Raw genomic sequence first — 21,311 nt, forward strand, 5'->3', positions numbered from 1 at the left:
CCAGACCAGACCAGACCAGAACTTAGACTTTCTCTACCGAATTGCGGCGTACTAGAGTTGGAGAGAACATCATTGGTTCAGTAGAGGTGTTTTCACCTTTGGCTAAGTGCAGCGCGAGTCGTGTCGCTTTCTCTGCCATCATCTGAATCGGGTAGCGAATGGTGGTGAGCTTTGGATGAACATAGCGGGCAATCAAGCCATCATCGAAACCGATGATCGACATTTTGTCTGGCGCTTGAATACCGTTTTCATCAAGGACAGACAAAGCACCTGCTGCCATGTAATCGTTGTACGCCACAATGCCAGTGATTGGCAGTGACTTAGTCAGAAGGTTAGTCATGGCGTATTCGCCACCGTTACTGGTGGGCGCTGAGTATTCAATATAGCTGTCAGATAGCGCTATTTTGTAATCTGAGAGTGCCGCTAAGTAACCTTGGATACGCTCATCGGCATCTTCAATGCTATGCGATGAGGCGATACAGGCAATGTTCTTATGGCCATGACGGATCAGATATTCCGTCGCAAGATACGCGCCTTTCTTGTTATCCAAGAAAATACAACGGTTGGCAATCTCAGCAATATAACGGTTGATCAGCACTAAGCCTTTGACCTCTTTTGCATAGGCGATCAGTTCTTCGTCTGTCAGGCCTTTTGAGTGGATCACCAAGGCGTCACAACGGCTATTAATCAGCAACTCAATCGCTTGTCTCTCTTCTTCACGATCGTGTGAGCCATTACCGACAAGGATATGTTTTCCGTTCTCACGAGCGACATTATCGACAGCCTTAACCAGCGTGCCAAAAAAGGGATCGGAGATGTCACCGACCAATACACCAACAGTGTTCGTGCTTTGGCTTACCAGCGCTCGAGCATTGGCATTCGGGCGATAGCCGAGTTTAGACATCGCTTTCGTTACAGACTCTACCGAGCTTGCACTCGCCTTGGGAGACTTGTTGATCACTCGAGATACGGTTGCAACAGAAACACCAGCTTCCTTTGCTACATCTTTAATTGTTGCCATTTTTAACCTCTATACATTGCTTCATCTATTTAACACCGACAATGAGTGCAAGGCAACGAAACTCTCATTTTACTTCCAGTAATGAGATCTTTACCGCTTGTAATTATTAGGCTTAATGCTAGTGTAAACATTTACATTTTACTTAATTTTAGTAAATGATTTAATGAGTGAAAACAAATCAATATAGGAAGTGAGAAATGGATACTGTCTCTTATGGTGACTTTGCTAAGTTAGAAATGCGTGTGGGTAAGATCATTGAGGTTGTGCGTCATGAAAACGCCGACAAGCTGTACATCGTGCAAGTGGATGTTGGTGAGAAGACGCTACAAACGGTGACCAGCCTAGTTCCTTACTACACAGAAGAAGAGTTGATGGGTAAGCAGGTTGTTGTTTTGTGTAATCTAGCGAAGGCGAAGATGAGAGGCCACACTTCTGAGTGCATGTTGTTATGTGCAGAAACGGAAGATGAATCTGAAAGTGTATTGCTAACACCTGAACGTGTGATGCCTGCGGGTATTCGTGTCGTTTAAGCTCACTTTAGGTTGGTGAGCCAATGGGTTCACCAACCTAAATCAACTAGCTGCGCACGGTCAGTATCAAACCATCGATTACACTGTGGTGGTGATCGGAAACCCCAGCAAGGTTACCGTATTTAGGTTGGTAGCGATCATTTTCTAATGGGTGATGCCAACCTTGTGTGTGTTTAACAAAGTGCGCCGCAAAGCTTTCTGACACCTCTAAACATCCTGCCAATACCGTGTCGACATAGGTTTGAACGATAGGGCTGTTTTCGCAAGGAGCTTCAATCTCGTCTTTGATGTAAACCCAGATCGATTGATCCTGTTTGAACTCATCTTGGCTTTCTATCTGAGAGGCCTTTAATTCGATGCGGTGATAACCACGCTCACGGCGATCAAACTCAGCCAGTGCAATATCATCCACCTCAAGCAACACACCATTCACTTGTCCTTCGCCAAGATTGACGATCAAAGGTGATAACACATAGCTGTCATCGATCTTGCTCCAATGGCGAATTAAGCCATGAACAATCGCAGGGATCGCTTGTCCTGTCTGACCGGTAAGCTGGCGTGAAGATGAGTTGATTAAGCTGCCATAACCAAAAATATACATCGCATTCCTTGTCTGAGTTGTTCCATTTAAGTCTAGTCTTACTATATGTGGCGAGATACCAAAAGTCAGTAAGTTTCTATTTATACATCTATATGTCTTTATGACTCTTTCGGTTGTGTTTTTCTGACTTGTTTATTGGCTAGTGAATCTCGCGAGTTGCTGTTTTTACTGGTTTTATCTAATTGGCGCGTTTCATGCAATGTAATCTGCATATTGCATCGGATTTGATGCACAGCAAATTTGGTTTAGGTAATACCTTGGCCGCTTATCTGAGAATTAGGAGCGAGTTTGTTAAATATCACAGATAAAAGTGTAGAAGACGCGATTCCAGCCTACCTGCGTTTAGGCTTTCGACCTTTCTTCTTTTTAGGCAGTCTCTATGCCGTGATCGCGATTGTCGCTTGGGTCATCATGTTCCAAAACGGTCAGCCTGAAATGCTAAAAGTACCGGCGCTTTGGTGGCACGTACATGAAATGCTGTTTGGTTTCTCAATGGCGATAGTGGTTGGTTTTGTGTTAACGGCGGTACAAACGTGGACGGGTGTCAACGGTACCAAGCACTATCGATTAGCTGCGCTAGTCGGTTTGTGGCTCGCACCTCGTATTCTATTTTGGACCCCCGCTCCGTTATGGCTGATCTCGTCGGTTGAGGCGCTGTTCTTAATCTTCGCCGCCTACGAAATTGGTTTCCGAGTTGTTAAATCGAAAGGCTGGAAGAACCTGTTCTTTGTGCCGCTGTTTATATTGGCTATCGTGGCGAACTTTGCTAGTTACGCGACCATTAAGGGCATGCCTCCATTCCCATCGTCTGCAGTTTGGCAGGCTATGTTGTGGTGGTTTACCTTGCTGCTATCAGTGATGGGTGGGCGAGTTATCCCATTCTTCACAGCGCGTCGCTTTGATTTTGAAAAAGCACAACCACTGGTTTGGTTGGAATGGTTAGCCAATCTACCTTTGGTTGGTTTATTTGTGTTGAGCTTCTTCCCATTGACCTTTGCTCAAGTAGGTAATGAGTTGATGGTGTTTGCAGGTGTGACTCAGTTGGTGCGCTTTATCCGCTGGAAACCTTGGACAACGCTATCAGAACCTTTAGTGTGGTCGCTGCATGCGGCTTATCTATGTATCCCTCTCAGCTTGCTGCTACGCGGTTTGCTAGACAACCCGTTCGCGAGCCACAACATGCTGCACTTGTTTGCGATTGGCGGTTTGAGTGGTTTGATTCTGGCGATGATTACGCGAGTGACAATGGGACATACCGGCCGTGCTATCTATAAAGGGCCAAGTATGGCTTTGGCGTTCTCGGCTATTTTTATCGCGGCACTCGTTCGTAGTTTAGGTGTGACATTCTTCCCTGCGTATTTATTTGAGATGGTTAACATCAGCGCGGGTTTATGGACGTTAGCGTTCGGGCTGTTTATCTGGAAGTTCGGCATGATGCTGTTAACGCCAAGAGTGGATGGTCACCCGGGCTAAGGCAAATGGGTTATCGAACCATATTGAAAGGGAAGCTTAGAGCTTCCCTTTTTGATCGTCATAACTCATCAAGTATTCGCAGCAAGGTATTGGCGTACCTGCGTGATGAGGTCTTCTTTGGCATGAGGTGAGATAAAACTGGCTTCGATGGCATTAATACTAAACTGCGCTAATTCGTTTTTGGTTACTGGGTGAGCATTGGCGACCGCGAGGAAGTTATCATTCATGTAGCCGCCGAAGTAAGCCGGATCATCGGAATTGATGGTAACGCACAGCCCTTTTCTCAGCAATTCGACGATGTTGTGTTCTTGCATGGTCTCAAACACCTTGAGTTTGGTATTCGATAGCGGGCAGACGGTCAGTGGTGTACGTTTTGCTATTAGCTGTTCCATCAAATATTCATCTTCTACACAGCGAACGCCATGATCAATTCGGGTAATGCTTAACAAGCTCACTGCGTCGATAATATTTTGTGCTGGGCCTTCTTCTCCGGCGTGTGCGACAGTCAGGAAGCCTTGGTTGATCGCCTCTTGGAATACATGTTTAAACTTCTCTGGCGGATTGCCCTGTTCTGATGAATCTAACCCAACGGCAATGATCTTATCTTTATAGGGAAGGGCTTGTTTGAGTGTTTCAAAAGCACTGTCTTCATCGAGATGACGCAGAAAGCACATGATCAGTTGGCTGCTGATGCCAAGTTCTTGCTCCGCTTGATTCAAAGCTCGAGTAATCCCACCGATGATGACTTCAAAGGCAATGCCGCGTTCAGTGTGAGTCTGAGGGTCGAAGAATATCTCAGTATGAACCACATTATCTTGCTGGCACTTCAACAGATAAGCCCACGTCAGATCGTAGAAATCTTGTTCATGAATCAGTACGTTTGCACCTTGATAATAGATATCGAGAAAGGATTGAAGATTGTGGAACAGGTATGCGTCTCGAACTTGGTCTGGAGTCTCAAAGGGAATCGACACGTTATTACGCTTGGCGAGTTGAAACATCAGCTCTGGCTCTAGTGTGCCTTCTATGTGTAAGTGCAGCTCAACTTTCGGTAAATTTTTGATGAAGCTATCCATAGCAACTCCTTAGCTATTTTAATTATGAGCGGAGTAGGTGAGAGAGTAGAGTCTATGAACCTGAGTAAGCAGGTTATCTCTTTCATTTATCTCTGTTTGAGCATAGTCCATTTCATTGTTGTCGATAAAACAGGGCTGAAGTTGATGGTGAATTGGAAGTTACGAACCAATTGAAATCAGGCGCAAACGATTTGCAGCATTGGAGTGTGATCCGCTGCAAATATTTGCAGCAATATTCATTGATTTGTGCTCTAATACCGCGCTTACCAAGGGATGGTGTTAAAAGATGCTCACTTAGATGGAGTTATCAAAGTTGACCGATCCCTTAATGATCTCCCTTAGGAAAAAATAGAACATGTCTAAGAACAAAAAATTTGATATCCGCCTTACAGAAAAACGCAACGGTTGGTGTGCAGAGATTACTCGTCAAGTAACGTCTCGCAGCACTACAGTATCTAAGCGTGAGTCTGGTTTCGAAACTGAAGCTCTAGCACAAGAGTGGGCAGAGAAAGAGCTAGCATCTTTCATCGCTAACCAAGCTGAACGTAACGAGCGTAAATCAGAGCAGCGTAAAGAGCGTGACGAACTACGTCACACTAAAGAGCTTAAAGCTGAGCAAGCACGTGAAGCGCGCGCTAAAGCTCGTGCAGAAGAGCAAGAAGACGCTGAGTAATTCAGTGCATGACTAATTTATAGATCCCTTAATTTTAAGATAAGGGATTTGTGAAAAAAAAGCCCCGATACAACTTTTTTCTTTCTAGTTAAAAGTGTATTGGGGCTTTTTAGTTTGTGGAGTTCTGTTTTATTGTGTTTAAGAGCACTATGTTGGCTTCTCGCTTTTAACGTCGAGCTCTTAAACTGTTAAGCATTGTCTGATCAGTTATTCAGCGCAGTTAGCCAATCGTCTTCTGCCACTTCTTCAATGTAGCTTTCTACTGATTGTCCGACTTCTTCATCGTCTTGCTTGAAGTAAGCGATGTGGAACACAGCATCACCTTCGTTGACCAAAGGTAGAGTTTGCTGACCAATCACGATACCGCCTTTGGTTGTGATCACTTGGCCTTCTTGGTGACCCAATGGAGAGCTGATGTAAGCAAGGGTTTGTCCTGCTTCAACTTGTTCGCCAAGTCTTACCATGTTACGCAAAATACCGTCTGATTCCGCGCGGATCCAGCTGGTGGATTTACTCAATACTGGCTCTGGTAACTTCTTACGGTTAGGGCGCAGCATGCCGATTTCTTTCATCACTTGATGCACGCCAAGGTAACCCGCACGAATCGCTAGGTGATCAAAACGCAGTGCTTCACCACCTTCGTAAGTTAATACAGGAATACCCAGCTTTTCCGCTTCGCTACGCAGTGAACCGTCACGCAGTGGAGAATCAATAATCACGGGTGTTGCGAACGCTTTTGCGATGCGCAGTGTTTCAGGGTTCGATAGGTTTGCACGAATCTGTGGCAGATTGGTACGGTGAATCGCGCCCGTGTGTAGATCCAGAATGTAATCACAGTGCTTTGCCACGTTCTCGAAGAAGGTGTAAGCGATGCGTGATGTTAACGATCCTTTCTCACTGCCAGGGAAGCAACGGTTTAGGTCACGACGGTCTGGTAGGTAACGAGATTTATGGATAAAGCCAAACACGTTAACGATAGGCACAACAATTAATGTCCCTTTCAATTTCTTTGGATCAATCGCATTGGTCAGTTGTCGTGCAATCTCAACACCGTTTAGCTCATCGCCGTGGATAGCCGCATTTACCATCAGTGTTGGGCCTGCTTGGCGACCGTGAATAATTTCAATCGGGATCGAAAGTGGAGAATGCGTGTAAAGCTGAGCCGCTTGCAGTTCAATCTCCATTCGCTGTCCTGGCTGAACAGTATAACCAAGTAATTCGAATGGTTGATTAGGTTTTAGTCTTGCCATTTAGGTTGTTCTCAACATGGTGATAATTCGTTAACACGGAATGTAGCAATCGTTGATTTTTAGTACGAATCAATCGCTTTACGGTGACGACAAAAGTTTTTTATGAAGGGGCTTCTGAATTGGTTTCAGTTTTTTATTTGGCTAATTGAAGGGTGTTTCAAATTGTGAATTTTCTGACAATACATTGATTTAGCGCTGATATTTGTTACTCAGTTCGTTGGTATTATCCACCGCCATTTTTTGGCGGCCAAATTCAAATATTGAGATCAAAATGAAAAAAACAATTTCAAAAGTTGTAGCACTAGCGGTGGTATCTGTTGCTTTATCTGGTTGTGTTGGTAGCAACGCAGTAACGGGTTACCTAATGAAGTTCAACATCAAGGCTGTTGATAACCGTTACGCTCGTGGTGGTTTGAACATGCTACTTGCACCTGCATACGGTCTAACAGTTGCTGCCGACTACCTAGTATTCAACTCACTAGAGTTCTGGACAGGTAGCAACCCACTAACAGGTGCTCCGCACATCTTTGATACAAAGACTGACACTTACCTAGACATTAACCATCAGTTAGACCCGTCTCTAACGGAAGCGCCTGTTGGTCCTATCACGAGTGCAGATGTGATCGAAAAAGGTCAAATGCAGCAGATTGATGAAAACACGATCCAAATGGACATTACTTACCAGTCTGGTGAGCGTGCGACGTTAATCGGTGTTCGTGATGGCGAGATGGTGACGTACTTCATCGATGGCGAAGTTGTGGCACAAACTTCAATTGATGAGCTAGAAAGCTACGCGGCTTCACGCGCTTAATTGCTTCTTTAGTCACAAATAGTCGATTACAAAGATTAGATACAAAAACAGGTACTCATTGAGTACCTGTTTTATTTAGTGTCGATAAACGGTGTTTACTGTAAAACACCATTTACTGAACAAACATAGCTTATCGAATTAAGCTTTTTCTGGGATCGCTTCAAGCAATGCAACCATTTGGTTCCAGAATAGCTCAACGGTGTCGATCTTCACTTTCTCATCAGGAGAGTGTGGGAACTTTATGGTTGGGCCGAAAGAAACCATATCCATGTTCGGGTAAGGTTCTTTGAATAGACCACACTCAAGACCAGCATGGATAACCATGATGTTTGGCTTGTGACCGTAGATACCTTCGTACATGTCGCGGAAGATATGCATGATTTCTGAATCTGCGTCTGGTTTCCAACCTGGGTAAGCACCAGAGAACGCGATGTTAGCGCCTGCTAGTTCAGCAACAGAGTGAAGCATGCTTTCTACTTGGCTACGACCTGAATCGATAAGAGAACGGATCAGGCAAAGCACTGTGATTGAGTTCTCTTCTGTTGTGATAACACCTACGTTTAGAGACGTTTCAACGACACCTTCAATCTCGTCACTCATACGAATCACGCCGTTTGGACATGCGTTAAGTGCCGCGATAAAGCGAGCTTGGTCTGCTGACGCAAGTGCGCCCATTTCTACAGAAGCTTCTTCATTGAAAGTCACGATGCTGTCTTCTACTTTACCTAGCTCTGTTGAAAGCAGCTCTGTGTAGTAGTTGTATAGCGAAGCCAGTTTTTCTTGGTTTTCAGCAGGAACAGCAACCGTTACGAAACCTTCACGAGGGATCGCATTACGTAGGCTACCGCCTTTGAATTCGACGATGCGTAGGTCTAGCTCTTTCGCGTGACCCGCTAGGAAGCGAGCAAGCAGTTTGTTTGCGTTTGCACGACCTGTGTGGATGTCACAACCAGAGTGACCGCCTTTTAGGCCTTTTAGCGTTAGCTTACGTGTTACGAAGTCAGCTGGAATCGCGTTACGAGCAATTTCAAATGTCATTGCGCCGTCGATACCGCCAGCACAACCCATGTACACTTCGCCTTCTTGCTCTGAATCGGTGTTAAGAAGGATATCGCCTTCTAACCAACCCGCTTCAAGACCGAAAGCACCAGTCATGCCTGCTTCTTCATCTACTGTTAGTAGAACTTCGATAGGGCCGTGCTGGATTTCGTTTGAAGCAAGAACCGCTAGGCAAGAAGCCATGCCCATGCCGTTGTCAGCGCCAAGCGTTGTGCCTTTAGCTGTAACCCACTCACCATCAATGTATGGTTGGATTGGATCTTTAGCGAAGTCATGAACTGTGTCTTCGTTCTTTTGTGGAACCATATCGATGTGAGCTTGTAGCACTACACCTTTTTTGTTTTCCATACCCGCCGTTGCTGGCTTTTTGATGAATACGTTGCCCGTTGGGTCACGACGTACATCTAGGCCTTGCTCGGTTGCCCAAGCAATAATGTATTGAGCAAGCTCTTCTTCATGCTTAGAAGGGTGTGGGATTGAGCAAATCTTATCGAAGAACTGCCAGATAGGGGCAGGGGATAATTTACTGATCTCAGAATGGAATTCAGACACGGATGACTCCTTTTTTATTTAATAACCATATATTTAGGTTTTGTATGGGTAAAAACCTAGAACAAAAATCTAAAATATGGGTCTGTTTTGATGGCAACAGCATACCACTTGAGCGTTTTGACGAGTAGCGGTTCTAAACCTCAAATAGCTCAAATTTTGAAAGCGATCTTGTCCACCTGATCACAATTAAGCGCCTGGATGCTTATAAATGGCGCAAGCAAACGTTTGTTTAATTCTGTTCTGTAATTTAATTACGAGAATAAGTTTGCAAAATAACCATAAATGGCAAAAAGTGTGACGTATAGCAAAAAATACTTGTAATCTTTTTTCTTTAGGGTATATTAATAACCAACTTCTGAGATGAAGAGTAAATGCTCAAAGGATGAGTCCGTTTTATCGCCTCCAAGGAACCGAGAAATCAAATTCGTTTTTTATTGATTTATTAAGGTGATAGTTATGAAAGGTTTACCATCTGCAATGTTCTGGATTAACAGCTCTGTTTACACTAGCAACTTTGCATACCCTACAAGCTTTGGTTACTAATACCGTAAGCATGTAACTCGAACAGTTTTGTTCACCCCTATATATTGGAATTCTTTTACAGCCCTTTTGGTTGACAGATTCTACCGCCACTCAGTTTTGAGTGGCGTTTTTTTTGCCTGCTACTTTTCCAAACCGCTTTCGCTTGTCACTTTCCTTGCTGTTCTGCGTGGTTGTTTTTTAAACGCCGAAATATCAATTTGCGCCTTATTACTGATCCTGTTGAAAAATACATAACTATTGTGGGTTTGAATTCAGAATTTACTGGCTAGATTATCAATGAAAATAACCGATGGTAGAAAAAACAACCAACTAGTTTTAGTGAGTCTATTGTTGTTAATTGTTTGTTTTTAATGGTTATTTATCGATGATATCTTCATTTTTAATCGCTTTGTTTCATACGGCATTCTGATAAATATCGATTAGAGCCTTAATTCTATCTGGAATTTGTTATTTGATAACTTTATAATCCACAGCCAATCGATTACGCAACCGTTTACTTTTTACCCTTATAGGATTCGATAATGTTCGAAAAGCTATTCAAACTCAGTGAAAATGGCACCAATGTGCGCACTGAAATCATCGCAGGTCTAACAACCTTCCTAACAATGGCTTACATCATTTTTGTAAACCCAATGATTCTAGCTGATGCTGGTATGGACCATGGCGCTGTATTTGTAGCAACCTGTTTAGCGGCTGCTATTGGCTGTTTCATCATGGGCTTTGTTGCTAACTACCCAATTGCTCAAGCTCCAGGCATGGGTCTGAACGCATTCTTTACCTACGCTGTTGTAATGGGTATGGGTTATACGTGGCAAGTTGCTCTGGCAGCGGTTTTCGTATCAGGCGTAATCTTCATCTTCTTAAGTATCTTTAAGATCCGTGAATGGATTATCAACTCGATCCCTATGTCTCTGCGTGTTGGTATCTCTGCAGGTATCGGTCTTTTCCTAGCGTTCATTGCGCTTAGCAATGCAGGCATCGTTGTTTCTAACCCAGCAACTAAAGTTTCACTGGGCGACATTACCGCGATTGCTCCTATCCTAGGCTCACTTGGTTTCTTCCTAACGATTGCTCTTGTTCACCGTGGCGTGAAAGGCGCAGTAATGATTGCGATTCTAGCTATCACAGCTCTTGGCATTGTTATTGGTGACGTTCAATACGGCGGCATCATGTCTACACCACCAAGCCTTGCTCCTACATTCATGCAGCTTGATTTCTCTGCGGTATTTGAAATCGGTATGATTTCAGTGGTATTCGCATTCTTGTTCGTCGATTTGTTCGATACAGCGGGTACTCTGGTTGGTGTTGCAACGAAAGCAAACCTAATCAAAGAAGACGGCAAACTACCTCGTTTGAACAAAGCACTGCTTGCTGACTCTACAGCAACATCTATTGGTGCACTGCTAGGTACATCAAATACTACTTCTTATGTTGAGAGTGTTGCGGGTGTCGCTGAAGGCGGTCGTACCGGTCTAACGGCTGTTGTTGTTGGTATCTTATTCCTACTGGCTCTTTTCTTCTCGCCACTTGCAGGTATGATTCCGGCTTACGCAACATCAGGTGCACTTTTCTATGTAGCAATTCTGATGATGTCTGGCCTAGTTGGCATTGATTGGCGTGATCTTACGGAAGCAGCACCAGTCGTGGTAACATGTCTGCTTATGCCGCTGACGTACTCTATCGCTGAGGGTATATCACTAGGTTTCATCGCTTACGCTGCAATTAAGCTGCTAAGTGGTAAAGGTCGCGACGTTTCACCTGCTGTGTGGGTAATGTCGGCTATCTTTATTCTTAAATACATTTTCGCTTAATCGTCTAGATTTCTGCTTAATCGCTGAAGAGGCTATGTTTGAAATAGCCTCTAATAACATGACAAAATTATTAGGTTTTATACTATGAGCAACAAATTCGTTATCACTTGGGACAACATGCAGACTTACTGCCGTCAACTTGCTGAAAAGCAAATGCCAGCAGAGCAGTGGAAAGGCATCTGGGCAGTAAGCCGTGGTGGTTTGGTTCCTGGTGCAATCTTGGCTCGTGAGCTAGGTATTCGTCACGTAGATACGATTTGTATTTCTAGCTACGACCACGATCACCAACGTGATATGACAGTAGTTAAAGCACCTGAAGGTGACGGCGAAGGCTTCCTAATCGTTGAAGACTTGGTTGATAGTGGTGACACTGCACGTAAGCTTCGCGAAATGTACCCTAAAGCGAAACTGATCGCTGTATGTGCAAAACCATCTGGCGCTGATTTGCTAGACGAGTACATTGTTGATATCGCTCAAGACACATGGATTGAGCAACCTTGGGATACTAGCCTAAGCTACGTTGAGCCAGTAAATCGCAAGTCAAAATAAGCGTAAACTTAGTTTTTTGAGAAATGACCCTTTATAGGGTCATTTTTTTTTATATTATTAGTGACAACCATTTCTTATTAAGTATCCCAATGTCTGAACCAGAAGAAACGAGCTCGAACCTTTCGGAAACTTTGTTTGTAAAGCACAAGCAGGCGAAAGAGACCTCAATGTTGACACAATACATGCCAAGCTCTGAAGCGTTATTGGATGAGAAGCGTGAACAGCAAAACTCATCATGGTATCGAAACCTAAGACGTCTTCAGTGGGTATGGCAAGGCGTTAATCCAATAGAGCAAGAAGCGGTATTGGCTCGCATCGCGTCATCAGATAACTCTCGGACAACCGATGAGTGGCTTGATACGGTCATGGGTTACCGAAGTGGTAACTGGGCATACGAATGGACCAAGCTGGGTATGCAGCATCAGAATCGTTCTAATGAGAAGAGCGGTGAAGAGATGGCTGAAGAGCTATTTTCAGCATCGTTGTGCTTCAGTATTGCGGGTTACCCACACCTCAAGAACGACAACTTGGCGGCTCAGGCTCAAGTGCTGGCCAACGCAGCGTATTCTGAAGCGATCAAGCACACTAAGTTGATCGTCAAACAGATTGATATTCCATACCAAAACAAGAAGATCAAAGCGAACTTGCACCTAACCAAGACAGATAAACCACAACAAGTTGTGATTGTCAGTGCGGGTCTAGATAGCTTGCAAACGGATATGTGGCGCTTGTTTAGAGATTACTTAGCTCCAAAGAATATTGCCATGCTAACGGTAGACATGCCATCGATAGGGCACAGTGCACATTGGCCGTTAACAGAAGACTCATCTTGTCTTCACCAAGCGGTGCTGAATGAATTGCCTAACATCCCATGGGTCGATCACCACAAAGTCGGCTTGTTTGGTTTCCGCTTCGGTGGCAATGCGATGGTGAGACTATCTTTCCTTGAGCAACATAAGATTAAAGCGTGTATCTCTTTAGGCGCGCCAATTCACGACATCTTTGTTCATGCCGACAAACTGAAACAGATGCCTAAGATGCATCTAGATGTGTTGGCTTCGCGTCTTGGTAAAGGGGCAGTTGATATCAATAGCCTTTCTGGGCAGTTGATGGCGTGGTCACTCAAGGTACAAGGTTTGCTGTCAAACAGTAAAACTAGCGTTCCTATCTTGGCATTGGCTCTGGAAGGTGACCCGGTTTCACCGCCAATGGATAATCAACTGGTTGCTATTTACAGTGATTACGGAAAAGCGAAGAAAATCAAAGCTAAGTCAATTACACAAGGTTATGAGCAATCCCTCGAATTGGCGATAAAGTGGCTTGAGGATGAATTATTTAGATGACATTTCTCCTAAATTAGTTAAGCATGAAAAGTGTACAAACTAAGTACCTGATACTCAGAGATAATTTATAAAATCCAAATGCGTAGTTTCTACGTATAACAGTCTGAGTAACGTCATTCTTAACATTGAAAATGGAGATTCAATATGTCAGAAGTGACACAACAACCTACGCATTACCGCTTGTTGAATGTTTTAAAGGCGATCGGGCCTTATTTAAGGGAACCGCAATCAGAAGAAGGCCACTATATCTTTGATTGCTTGTCTGTATGTGTGAACGATAAAAAATCACCAGAAGAACGCGAATTTTGGGGCTGGTGGCTGGAATTGGATAAGTCGGAAGAGGGATATTCGGCGAAGTACAATATCGGCAAGTACAACATCGATGGTAACTGGGATTCTTTGCCGTTACCTAAAAAGGCGGTCGCTGAGGTCTCTCGAACTCAAGAAGCCTTCCACAAAAAACTGGTTGATGAACTTCAAAGTAAGTTTGAAATCAGTATCCAATTAGACGAAGAGTCTGTCGAATTCGTCTAATTTTAAAGGTTACTCTTCTATATAAAGCAAAAAGGTGCGATTTCGCACCTTTTCTGCTTGTGAATTCCCCTTTTGATTGCTAAAACATCACCTCTTATTTGTTTTATCCATAAAAGACTTCATGACAACAAATCATCAAAGCGGGACAACAACACAGCGTAAAACTGTCGTTGTTAAACTGGGTACCAGTGTCTTAACTGGTGGAACACTGGCATTAGACCGCGCTCATATGGTTGAGCTGGTTCGTCAATGTGCTGAATTAAAAAAACAAGGCCACTCTGTGGTTATGGTTTCGTCTGGCGCAATTGCAGCAGGACGTGAACACCTTGGTTACCCCGCACTTCCCAACTCAATGGCGAGCAAACAGTTGCTTGCGGCAGTTGGGCAAAGCCAGTTGATTCAAGTTTGGGAGTCTTTGTTTGCTATCTATGGCCTTAAGATTGGCCAGATGCTACTGACTCGTGCTGATCTCGATGATCGCGAGCGTTTTCTTAATGCACGTGACACGATCAACGCACTGGTTGAGCACGATATTATTCCAGTAGTAAACGAAAACGACGCAGTAGCAACCAACGAAATTAAAGTGGGCGACAATGATAACTTGTCGGCCTTAGTGGGTATTTTGTGCGGCGCTGATAAGCTTTTGCTACTAACAGACCAAAAAGGCCTGTTTACGGCTGACCCTCGTAAAGATCCAAATGCTGAGCTCATCAAAGAAGTGAAAACCATTGATGACACGCTGCGTAAGATCGCAGGCGGCAGCGGTACTACGTTAGGTACCGGCGGTATGGCAACAAAACTGCAGGCGGCTGACATTGCTCGTCGCGCAGGCATCGAAGTGATTATTGCTGCGGGCAGTGCTGAAAATGTGGTGTTTGACTCACTGAGTGACAACCCGCAAGGCACACGTTTCTTGCCTTTAGCAGAAGCGCTTGAAAACCGTAAACGCTGGATTTTAGCGGGCCCTGCTTCAGCAGGTGACATCGTGGTTGACGACGGCGCAGTAAACGCAGTCAACACCAAAGGCAGCAGCTTGTTGGCGAAAGGGGTTGTTCGAGTTAAAGGCGAATTTTCTCGTGGTGAAGTTACCCAAGTCACAGACAGCAAAGGCAAAGTAATTGCGCGTGGTATCGCCAGTTATTCAAGCCAAGACCTAGCAAAAATTGCAGGCAAACACAGTAAAGATATTGGCGACATCCTTGGATACGATTATGGGTCAGAAGTCATTCACCGTGACGACCTAGTTGTAATCCAAGAGTAGCTCGTGATGATAAGGCGAATCGCCTTTTTGCATCCAAAGACAGACAGAATTTAGGGAGAGTTAAACGTGGATTTAACTAACATGGGTATCGCAGCAAAAGAAGCTGCTTTCCACCTAGCGACCGCATCAACGGCGCAAAAGAATAAAGCATTGGCGATTATCGCTGATGAGCTAGAAGCAAACGCAGCAACGATTTTAGAAGCGAACGCGAAAGACATCGAATTAGGTCGCGAAGCGGGTTTAACTGACGCACTGCTTGATCGTCTACTTCTTAATGAAGAGCGCTTAACCGGTATCGCTAACGATGTGCGTAACGTGATTAGCCTGAATGACCCAGTTGGCAGCGAGATTGACAGCAAAGTACTGGAAAACGGTATGTCATTGTCTCGCCGCCGCGTGCCGCTTGGTGTGGTTGGTGTTATCTATGAAGCGCGTCCGAACGTAACCATTGATATTGCAGCTCTGTGTCTGAAGACAGGTAACGCAAGCATTCTACGTGGTGGTAAAGAGACGTTCTTCTCGAACATGGAATTGGTTAAAGTTATCCAGTCTGCATTAGAGAAAGCGGAGCTTCCAGCCGCTTCTGTTCAGTACATCGAGAAGCCTGATCGTGAACTCGTTTCTCAACTGCTTAAACTGGATGACTACGTGGATATGATCATTCCTCGTGGCGGTGCTGGCCTGCACAAGATGTGTAAAGAGAACAGTACCATCCCAGTAATCATCGGTGGCTTTGGTATCAGCCATATCTTTGTTGATGAAAGTGCGGACCTTGAAAAGTCGGTAGATGTTGTCGAAAACTCAAAAGTTCAACGCCCGTCAGCGTGTAACTCGTTAGATACACTGCTAGTGCATGAAGCGGTTGCTGAAGCTTTCCTAACTAAGCTGAAACAGCGTTTAGCGGGCAAGGTAACCTTGGTTGCTGATACCAGTGCAAAATCACTGCTAGCGGGTTTTGAAGACCAACGTGATGCGGTTGAAGGCGACTTTGACACTGAATGGCTAAGCTATACGTTAGGCGTGAAAGTAGTCGCGGATGTGGCAGAAGCGATTGACCACATGCGTGTACACAACGCGAGTCACTCAGATGCGATCATGACCAATAGCCTAGAGAGCTCAGAGCGTTTCATTAACTCTGTTGGTTCTGCAGCGGTTTATGTGAATGCATCAACACGTTTTACTGATGGCGCACAGTTTGGTTTAGGCGCTGAAGTCGCCGTGTCTACTCAGAAATTGCATGCTCGCGGTCCTATGGGCTTAGAAGAGCTGACAAGCTACAAATGGGTAGGTAAAGCGAACTATTTAGTCCGCGGTTAACGCTGGTCGTTAATTTTACTCATCAGCTCATTTTTGAAATGGCGATCGAGTAGCAATAATCAATGAATCACCACACAAAAGGGCCTTAATTGGCCCTTTTTCTTTCCTAACGTTTGGCAATTCCGTTACACTGATATTCAATTATTTGGAGGTGATATGCATTGTCCTTTTTGTTCAGAGAACGACACTAAAGTAATCGATTCAAGACTGGTAGCCGATGGCCATCAGGTTCGTCGTCGCCGTCAATGCCTTGCATGTAGTGAACGTTTTACTACGTTCGAATCGGCAGAACTTGTGATGCCTAAGGTCATAAAGTCGAATGGAAACCGCGAACCATTTAATGAAGATAAAATGGTGGGGGGTGTACAGCGCGCCCTAGAAAAACGCCCAGTGAGTGCTGATGCGATTGAACTTGCGATCAGTACGATTAAGTCACAACTCCGTGCAACTGGTGAGCGTGAAGTACCAAGCGAGATGATTGGTAATCTTGTGATGGGCCAATTGAAAGAATTGGATAAAGTGGCGTACATTCGTTTTGCCTCTGTTTACCGCAGCTTTGAAGACATCCGAGAGTTTGGCGAAGAAATCGCTAAATTAGAGGATTAACTCCTCAATCATGTCAAACTTTACTCCCCTAGATTTTCAAATGATGTCGCGTGCTATTCAGTTAGCCAAACGCGGCATTTACACTACTGCACCCAACCCGAATGTGGGTTGTGTCATTGTACAAACCGACGGTCAGATCGTTGGCGAAGGTTTTCATGCCAAAGCTGGCGAGCCTCATGCTGAAGTACATGCCATGCGAATGGCGGGTGATAAGGCAAAAGGTGCGACGGCTTATGTCACGCTAGAGCCTTGTTCTCATTACGGTCGAACGCCACCTTGTGCTGAAGGTTTGATTAAGGCTCAAGTAGCCAAAGTAATTTGCGCCATGCAGGACCCAAACCCAAAAGTCGCAGGTCGTGGTATCAAAATGCTACGCGATGCGGGTATTGAGGTTGAAATCGGTTTACTAGAGCAAGACGCTCTTGACTTGAACCCTGCATTTATCAAGCGTATGCAAACTGGCATGCCATTCGTTCAGTTAAAGATGGCCGCTAGCCTTGATGGGCAAACGGCATTGGAAAATGGTCAAAGCCAGTGGATCACATCGCCAGAAGCGCGTCGTGATGTTCAGAACTACCGAGCAAAATCAGGCGCTGTGTTATCAACGAGCCAGACGGTGATTGAAGACAACGCGTCGTTGAATGTTCGTTGGGCAGAGTTGCCAAGCGGTATCAAAGGTCATTACGCTGAAGACGAGCTGCGTCAGCCGATTCGCGTGATTCTTGATCGTCAAAACCAACTGCGTCCTGAACTCAAGTTATTCCAGACTCCAACATCCGTGTTGAGAGTAGCGGAAGTGTCTGCTGATATTGAAGTCGCAACCACAGATGCAGGTCAGCTCGATTTGCACGATCTGATGCGTCAATTACCTGCCAATCATATCGACCATATTTGGGTCGAAGCGGGCGCGACATTGGCAAAAAGCTTGATTGAAGAACAGCTGGTGGATGAGCTAATCCTCTATTTAGCACCTAAACTTATGGGCAGTGATGGACGAGGTTTGATGGGCGCATTAGGGCTCACTTCAATGTCTGACGTTATTGACCTAGAAATTAAAGATGTTCGACAGGTTGGTGTGGATATTCGTATCGTTGCGAAACCCGTATTTCGAAACTGATAGTAACGAAACTATAATGGGAATAAATACACTCACTACATACATGTCGTTGACAACAAAAAGAGTTTTAAAATGTTTACAGGAATTGTAGAAGCCGTAGGTACATTGAGTGCAATCACTCCCCGCGGAGAAGACATCACCGTAACGGTTAACGTTGGCAAGCTTGATATGGCTGACGTTCAGTTAGGCGACAGTATCGCTACCAATGGTGTGTGTTTGACGGTGGTTGAATTTAACGACCACAGCTACAGTGCAGACCTTTCGCTTGAGACCCTGAAAAAAACGGGTTTTGTCGATTACCAAGCGGGCGATAAAGTTAACCTTGAGAAAGCAATGTTACCAACCACGCGTTTCGGTGGACACATCGTGTCTGGTCACGTTGATGGCGTGGGTGAGATTGTTGAACGTAATCAAGTCGGTCGTGCGATTGAATTCTGGGTAGAAATGCCAGCAGAAATCTCAAAATACGTGGCTCAAAAAGGCTCAGTAACAGTTGATGGCATCAGCCTGACGGTGAACGATTTACGTAAGAACGCATTCAAGCTGACTATCGTCCCTCACACTTCTTCAGAAACCACCATCGACCAATTCAATGTCGGTCGTAAAGTGAATCTAGAAGTTGATGTATTAGTGCGTTACATGGAGCGTTTACTGCAAGGTCAGCAACAAGAGTCTGAGCCTGAATCTCGATTAACGATGGAATTCTTACAGCAGAATGGTTTTGCCTAACCGTTGATACAAAGTACGTAAAGCGAGACTTTGTAAAGCGAAGCAATATCATCAGGTTTAAATAGTGTCGGTTCTAGGAAGCAGAACCATTTCAAAGGATATAGAACAATGCCAATTAGTACTCCTCAAGAAATTATTGAAGACATTCGCCTAGGAAAAATGGTTATCCTGATGGATGATGAAGATCGCGAGAATGAAGGCGATCTGATCATGGCAGCAGAACATGTGACGCCAGAAGCGATTAACTTCATGGCGATGTATGGCCGCGGCTTAATCTGTCTGACGCTAACCAAAGAGCGTTCAAGCCGTATGGGTCTAGCGCCTATGGTTCAAGACAACAATGCACAGTACACCACCAACTTTACGGTTTCGATTGAAGCGGCTGAAGGTGTAACGACGGGTATCTCTGCATCAGACCGTGCAGTGACGGTTCAAGCGGCAGTGGCGAAAGATGCGAAAGCGGCTGACTTAGTTCAACCTGGTCATATCTTCCCACTGACAGCGCAAGATGGCGGTGTTCTAACACGCGCAGGCCACACAGAAGCAGGCTGTGATTTAGCACGTCTAGCAGGCTGTGAGCCAGCATCTGTTATCGTTGAGATCCTAAATGACGACGGCACCATGGCTCGTCGCCCTGACCTTGAAGTGTTTGCAGAAAAGCACGACATCAAGCTAGGCACCATTGCTGACTTGATTGAATACCGCAACAACACAGAAACAACGATTGAACGTGTAGCACAATGCCATTTACCAACTGAATTTGGTGATTTCGAGCTGGTGACTTACCGCGATACGATTGATAACCAGATCCACTACGCGATGCAAAAAGGCGACCTAACTGAAGGTGCTCCTTTGGTACGTGTTCACCTGCATGACACGTTCACCGATCTGCTTCATTCAGACCGTGGTACTGAACGCAGCTGGTCGCTAGATAAAGCGATGAAGCGCATTGGCGACGAAGGCGGTGTGTTGGTTATTCTGGGCAACGAAGAGTCGTCTGATTCTTTGATTCACAAAGTGAAGACATTCGAAGCGCAAGACAAGAACGAGCAGCCAACTATGGCGAAGAAGCAGGGTACCTCGCGTCGTGTTGGTGTCGGTTCTCAGATTCTTCAAGACCTAGGCGTGCACGATATGCGTCTGCTTTCTTCAAGCACTAAGCGTTACCACGCATTGGGTGGTTTTGGTCTTAACGTTGTTGAGTACGTTTGCGAATAAGCCATGCGTTAGCGAGCAGACGTTTCTCCGTTTGTAGCGACATAATTTACCGATGATTTCAGTGGCTCTTTTGGTGATAAATCTAGCCAAAAGAGCAAAGTAGCCAAATTCGACTCAATACGCGTTCAATACACAAACTTGGCTCCTCGCTGTTCCTATATGCTTGGGATCAGCGCTGCATTATCATCTTTACATTGCCGGTGTCTGTTCTTCTAAATTACCATTAGATATTGCTCACAGTTTTGTGCTAGAATCCGGCGATTCTCACTTGATGAAAATAGTTAAAGGAAGGCTTATGAAAGTGATCGAGGGTGGCTTCCCAGCGCCAAATGCAAAAATTGCTATCGTTATTGCTCGTTTCAACAGTTTTATTAACGAAAGTTTACTTTCTGGTGCAATCGATACTTTAAAGCGTCATGGACAAGTAAGCGAAGACAACATCACTGTTGTTCGTTGCCCTGGTGCAGTAGAACTTCCACTTGTAGCGCAGCGCGTTGCAAAAACAGGTAAGTTCGATGCGATTGTATCTCTTGGTACAGTAATTCGTGGCGGTACACCTCACTTTGACTATGTTTGTAGTGAATGTAATAAAGGTTTGGCACAAGTGTCTCTGGAATATTCTCTTCCAGTAGCGTTTGGTGTTCTTACTGTTGATACGATCGATCAAGCTATTGAACGCGCAGGAACCAAGGCTGGTAATAAGGGTGCAGAAGCAGCACTTAGCGCACTTGAGATGATCAACGTTCTTTCTGAAATCGATTCCTAATGGGGGCCAGTGTGAAACCAGCCGCACGTCGTAACGCACGTCAATTTGCTCTACAAGCAATTTATTCTTGGCAAATTACTAAAGAAAATATTGCTACCGTTGAAGAACAGTTCTTATCTGGTGGTAAGTATGATGAAGAAGAGCATCATGCTGCAGAGCCTGCTCTTGCTATGCCAGAAACAGACGTTGCATACTTCCGCGACCTACTAACTGGTGTTGCTCTTAGCCACATGGAACTTGATAGCAAGCTTCGTCCATTCGTATCTCGCCCTATGCAAGATCTGGATCTGATGGAACTAGCGCTTCTACGTTTAGCTATGTACGAGATGACTCGTCGCGAAGATGTACCATACAAAGTGGTTATCAACGAAGCTATCGAGCTTGCAAAAGTATTTGCAGCAGAAGACAGCCATAAGTTTGTTAACGGTGTGCTTGATAAAGCTGCACCGCACGTTCGTAAGAAATAAGACG

At 44.8% G+C, this 21,311-nt stretch carries 21 protein-coding genes; 16 read left to right on the plus strand and 5 right to left on the minus strand.

What is annotated here, in order from left to right; genetic code table 11:
• Positions 1 to 22: 22 nt before the first annotated feature.
• Entirely contained in the window at positions 23 to 1,021 is a 999-nt protein-coding gene (locus AB4484_RS07550) for a substrate-binding domain-containing protein (protein WP_050644917.1), read from the minus strand.
• A gap of 197 nt (positions 1,022 to 1,218) precedes the next feature.
• On the opposite strand from AB4484_RS07550, the gene AB4484_RS07555 reads away from it, so the two are divergent.
• The gene (locus AB4484_RS07555) at positions 1,219 to 1,551 is read left to right on the plus strand and encodes a tRNA-binding protein (RefSeq protein WP_017076243.1); all 333 of its coding nucleotides are present in this window, start codon (positions 1,219 to 1,221) and stop codon (positions 1,549 to 1,551) included.
• 46 nt (positions 1,552 to 1,597) lie between these two features.
• Here AB4484_RS07555 and AB4484_RS07560 read toward each other — a convergent pair whose 3' ends face one another.
• Positions 1,598 to 2,152 (minus strand): gamma-glutamylcyclotransferase family protein, encoded by a 555-nt coding sequence (locus tag AB4484_RS07560; RefSeq protein ID WP_372077353.1) that lies wholly within the window; start codon positions 2,150 to 2,152, stop codon positions 1,598 to 1,600.
• 288 nt (positions 2,153 to 2,440) lie between these two features.
• Between AB4484_RS07560 and AB4484_RS07565 the strand changes: the two genes are divergently transcribed.
• Positions 2,441 to 3,625 carry an NnrS family protein gene (locus tag AB4484_RS07565; protein ID WP_248402273.1) on the plus strand — a complete coding sequence of 395 codons (1,185 nt, stop codon included), beginning with the start codon at positions 2,441 to 2,443 and terminating at the stop codon, positions 3,623 to 3,625.
• Positions 3,626 to 3,693: 68 nt separating this feature from the next.
• On the opposite strand, the gene AB4484_RS07570 is transcribed toward AB4484_RS07565, so the two are convergent.
• A complete protein-coding gene (locus AB4484_RS07570) occupies positions 3,694 to 4,701 on the minus strand; it encodes an adenosine deaminase (RefSeq protein WP_372077355.1) in 1,008 nt (335 codons plus the stop codon).
• A gap of 355 nt (positions 4,702 to 5,056) precedes the next feature.
• Here AB4484_RS07570 and AB4484_RS07575 point away from each other — a divergent pair, with 355 nt between their 5' ends.
• Positions 5,057 to 5,374 (plus strand): DUF3622 domain-containing protein, encoded by a 318-nt coding sequence (locus AB4484_RS07575; RefSeq protein WP_017056240.1) that lies wholly within the window; start codon positions 5,057 to 5,059, stop codon positions 5,372 to 5,374.
• A 203-nt stretch (positions 5,375 to 5,577) separates the two neighbouring features.
• Here AB4484_RS07575 and AB4484_RS07580 read toward each other — a convergent pair whose 3' ends face one another.
• A complete protein-coding gene (locus tag AB4484_RS07580) occupies positions 5,578 to 6,624 on the minus strand; it encodes a succinylglutamate desuccinylase/aspartoacylase family protein (protein WP_017060792.1) in 1,047 nt (348 codons plus the stop codon).
• 271 nt (positions 6,625 to 6,895) lie between these two features.
• Between AB4484_RS07580 and AB4484_RS07585 the strand changes: the two genes are divergently transcribed.
• Positions 6,896 to 7,435, plus strand: coding sequence for a DUF3332 family protein (locus AB4484_RS07585; RefSeq protein ID WP_048605541.1), 540 nt, complete (start codon positions 6,896 to 6,898; stop codon positions 7,433 to 7,435).
• 138 nt (positions 7,436 to 7,573) lie between these two features.
• On the opposite strand, the gene AB4484_RS07590 is transcribed toward AB4484_RS07585, so the two are convergent.
• A complete protein-coding gene (locus AB4484_RS07590) occupies positions 7,574 to 9,046 on the minus strand; it encodes an aminoacyl-histidine dipeptidase (protein WP_248384455.1) in 1,473 nt (490 codons plus the stop codon).
• A gap of 1,064 nt (positions 9,047 to 10,110) precedes the next feature.
• On the opposite strand from AB4484_RS07590, the gene AB4484_RS07595 reads away from it, so the two are divergent.
• The 12 genes from AB4484_RS07595 to nusB all read left to right on the plus strand — a co-directional run bounded on the left by AB4484_RS07595 (position 10,111) and on the right by nusB (position 21,307).
• Positions 10,111 to 11,400 (plus strand): NCS2 family permease, encoded by a 1,290-nt coding sequence (locus tag AB4484_RS07595; RefSeq protein ID WP_017060789.1) that lies wholly within the window; start codon positions 10,111 to 10,113, stop codon positions 11,398 to 11,400.
• Between the two features lie 84 nt (positions 11,401 to 11,484).
• The gene (gene tet(34) / locus AB4484_RS07600) at positions 11,485 to 11,949 is read left to right on the plus strand and encodes an oxytetracycline resistance phosphoribosyltransferase domain-containing protein Tet(34) (protein WP_009847475.1); all 465 of its coding nucleotides are present in this window, start codon (positions 11,485 to 11,487) and stop codon (positions 11,947 to 11,949) included.
• Between the two features lie 89 nt (positions 11,950 to 12,038).
• The gene (gene frsA / locus AB4484_RS07605) at positions 12,039 to 13,292 is read left to right on the plus strand and encodes an esterase FrsA (protein ID WP_372077357.1); all 1,254 of its coding nucleotides are present in this window, start codon (positions 12,039 to 12,041) and stop codon (positions 13,290 to 13,292) included.
• 144 nt (positions 13,293 to 13,436) lie between these two features.
• The gene (gene crl, locus AB4484_RS07610) at positions 13,437 to 13,826 is read left to right on the plus strand and encodes a sigma factor-binding protein Crl (RefSeq protein ID WP_017060787.1); all 390 of its coding nucleotides are present in this window, start codon (positions 13,437 to 13,439) and stop codon (positions 13,824 to 13,826) included.
• A 76-nt stretch (positions 13,827 to 13,902) separates the two neighbouring features.
• On the plus strand, positions 13,903 to 15,087 hold the full coding sequence (gene proB / locus AB4484_RS07615; protein ID WP_012604650.1) for a glutamate 5-kinase: 1,185 nt from the start codon (positions 13,903 to 13,905) through the stop codon (positions 15,085 to 15,087).
• Positions 15,088 to 15,153: 66 nt separating this feature from the next.
• Positions 15,154 to 16,404 (plus strand): glutamate-5-semialdehyde dehydrogenase, encoded by a 1,251-nt coding sequence (locus AB4484_RS07620; protein ID WP_086970732.1) that lies wholly within the window; start codon positions 15,154 to 15,156, stop codon positions 16,402 to 16,404.
• A gap of 156 nt (positions 16,405 to 16,560) precedes the next feature.
• Entirely contained in the window at positions 16,561 to 17,010 is a 450-nt protein-coding gene (gene nrdR, locus AB4484_RS07625; protein ID WP_004734394.1) for a transcriptional regulator NrdR, read from the plus strand.
• A 40-nt stretch (positions 17,011 to 17,050) separates the two neighbouring features.
• Positions 17,051 to 18,127 carry a bifunctional diaminohydroxyphosphoribosylaminopyrimidine deaminase/5-amino-6-(5-phosphoribosylamino)uracil reductase RibD gene (gene ribD / locus AB4484_RS07630; protein ID WP_372077359.1) on the plus strand — a complete coding sequence of 359 codons (1,077 nt, stop codon included), beginning with the start codon at positions 17,051 to 17,053 and terminating at the stop codon, positions 18,125 to 18,127.
• Between the two features lie 72 nt (positions 18,128 to 18,199).
• A complete protein-coding gene (locus AB4484_RS07635; protein WP_372077361.1) occupies positions 18,200 to 18,856 on the plus strand; it encodes a riboflavin synthase in 657 nt (218 codons plus the stop codon).
• 108 nt (positions 18,857 to 18,964) lie between these two features.
• Positions 18,965 to 20,074 (plus strand): bifunctional 3,4-dihydroxy-2-butanone-4-phosphate synthase/GTP cyclohydrolase II, encoded by a 1,110-nt coding sequence (gene ribBA, locus AB4484_RS07640; protein ID WP_050644924.1) that lies wholly within the window; start codon positions 18,965 to 18,967, stop codon positions 20,072 to 20,074.
• A gap of 295 nt (positions 20,075 to 20,369) precedes the next feature.
• Positions 20,370 to 20,840, plus strand: a complete 471-nt coding sequence (gene ribE, locus AB4484_RS07645; protein WP_004741508.1) for a 6,7-dimethyl-8-ribityllumazine synthase — start codon at positions 20,370 to 20,372, stop codon at positions 20,838 to 20,840.
• Complete coding sequence (gene nusB / locus AB4484_RS07650; protein WP_004734399.1) at positions 20,840 to 21,307, plus strand: transcription antitermination factor NusB; 468 nt, start codon at positions 20,840 to 20,842, stop codon at positions 21,305 to 21,307. Before ribE ends, nusB begins: the two co-directional genes overlap by 1 nt.
• Positions 21,308 to 21,311: the final 4 nt, after the last annotated feature.

Origin of the sequence: Vibrio sp. 10N.261.46.A3 (genome assembly GCF_041472995.1) — a bacterium.
In the GTDB taxonomy this organism is placed as follows: Bacteria; Pseudomonadota; Gammaproteobacteria; order Enterobacterales; family Vibrionaceae; genus Vibrio; species Vibrio coralliirubri.

What these genes read in the sequence shown, in the direction of transcription:
- AB4484_RS07550 (WP_050644917.1), bottom strand. Translation starts at nt 1,021, where the DNA reads ATGGCAACAATTAAAGATGTAGCAAAGGAAGCTGGTGTTTCTGTTGCA.
- AB4484_RS07555 (WP_017076243.1), top strand. Translation starts at nt 1,219, where the DNA reads ATGGATACTGTCTCTTATGGTGACTTTGCTAAGTTAGAAATGCGTGTG.
- AB4484_RS07560 (WP_372077353.1), bottom strand. Translation starts at nt 2,152, where the DNA reads ATGTATATTTTTGGTTATGGCAGCTTAATCAACTCATCTTCACGCCAG.
- AB4484_RS07570 (WP_372077355.1), bottom strand. Translation starts at nt 4,701, where the DNA reads ATGGATAGCTTCATCAAAAATTTACCGAAAGTTGAGCTGCACTTACAC.
- AB4484_RS07575 (WP_017056240.1), top strand. Translation starts at nt 5,057, where the DNA reads ATGTCTAAGAACAAAAAATTTGATATCCGCCTTACAGAAAAACGCAAC.
- AB4484_RS07580 (WP_017060792.1), bottom strand. Translation starts at nt 6,624, where the DNA reads ATGGCAAGACTAAAACCTAATCAACCATTCGAATTACTTGGTTATACT.
- AB4484_RS07585 (WP_048605541.1), top strand. Translation starts at nt 6,896, where the DNA reads ATGAAAAAAACAATTTCAAAAGTTGTAGCACTAGCGGTGGTATCTGTT.
- AB4484_RS07595 (WP_017060789.1), top strand. Translation starts at nt 10,111, where the DNA reads ATGTTCGAAAAGCTATTCAAACTCAGTGAAAATGGCACCAATGTGCGC.
- frsA (WP_372077357.1), top strand. Translation starts at nt 12,039, where the DNA reads ATGTCTGAACCAGAAGAAACGAGCTCGAACCTTTCGGAAACTTTGTTT.
- crl (WP_017060787.1), top strand. Translation starts at nt 13,437, where the DNA reads ATGTCAGAAGTGACACAACAACCTACGCATTACCGCTTGTTGAATGTT.
- nrdR (WP_004734394.1), top strand. Translation starts at nt 16,561, where the DNA reads ATGCATTGTCCTTTTTGTTCAGAGAACGACACTAAAGTAATCGATTCA.
- ribD (WP_372077359.1), top strand. Translation starts at nt 17,051, where the DNA reads ATGATGTCGCGTGCTATTCAGTTAGCCAAACGCGGCATTTACACTACT.
- AB4484_RS07635 (WP_372077361.1), top strand. Translation starts at nt 18,200, where the DNA reads ATGTTTACAGGAATTGTAGAAGCCGTAGGTACATTGAGTGCAATCACT.
- ribBA (WP_050644924.1), top strand. Translation starts at nt 18,965, where the DNA reads ATGCCAATTAGTACTCCTCAAGAAATTATTGAAGACATTCGCCTAGGA.
- ribE (WP_004741508.1), top strand. Translation starts at nt 20,370, where the DNA reads ATGAAAGTGATCGAGGGTGGCTTCCCAGCGCCAAATGCAAAAATTGCT.
- nusB (WP_004734399.1), top strand. Translation starts at nt 20,840, where the DNA reads ATGGGGGCCAGTGTGAAACCAGCCGCACGTCGTAACGCACGTCAATTT.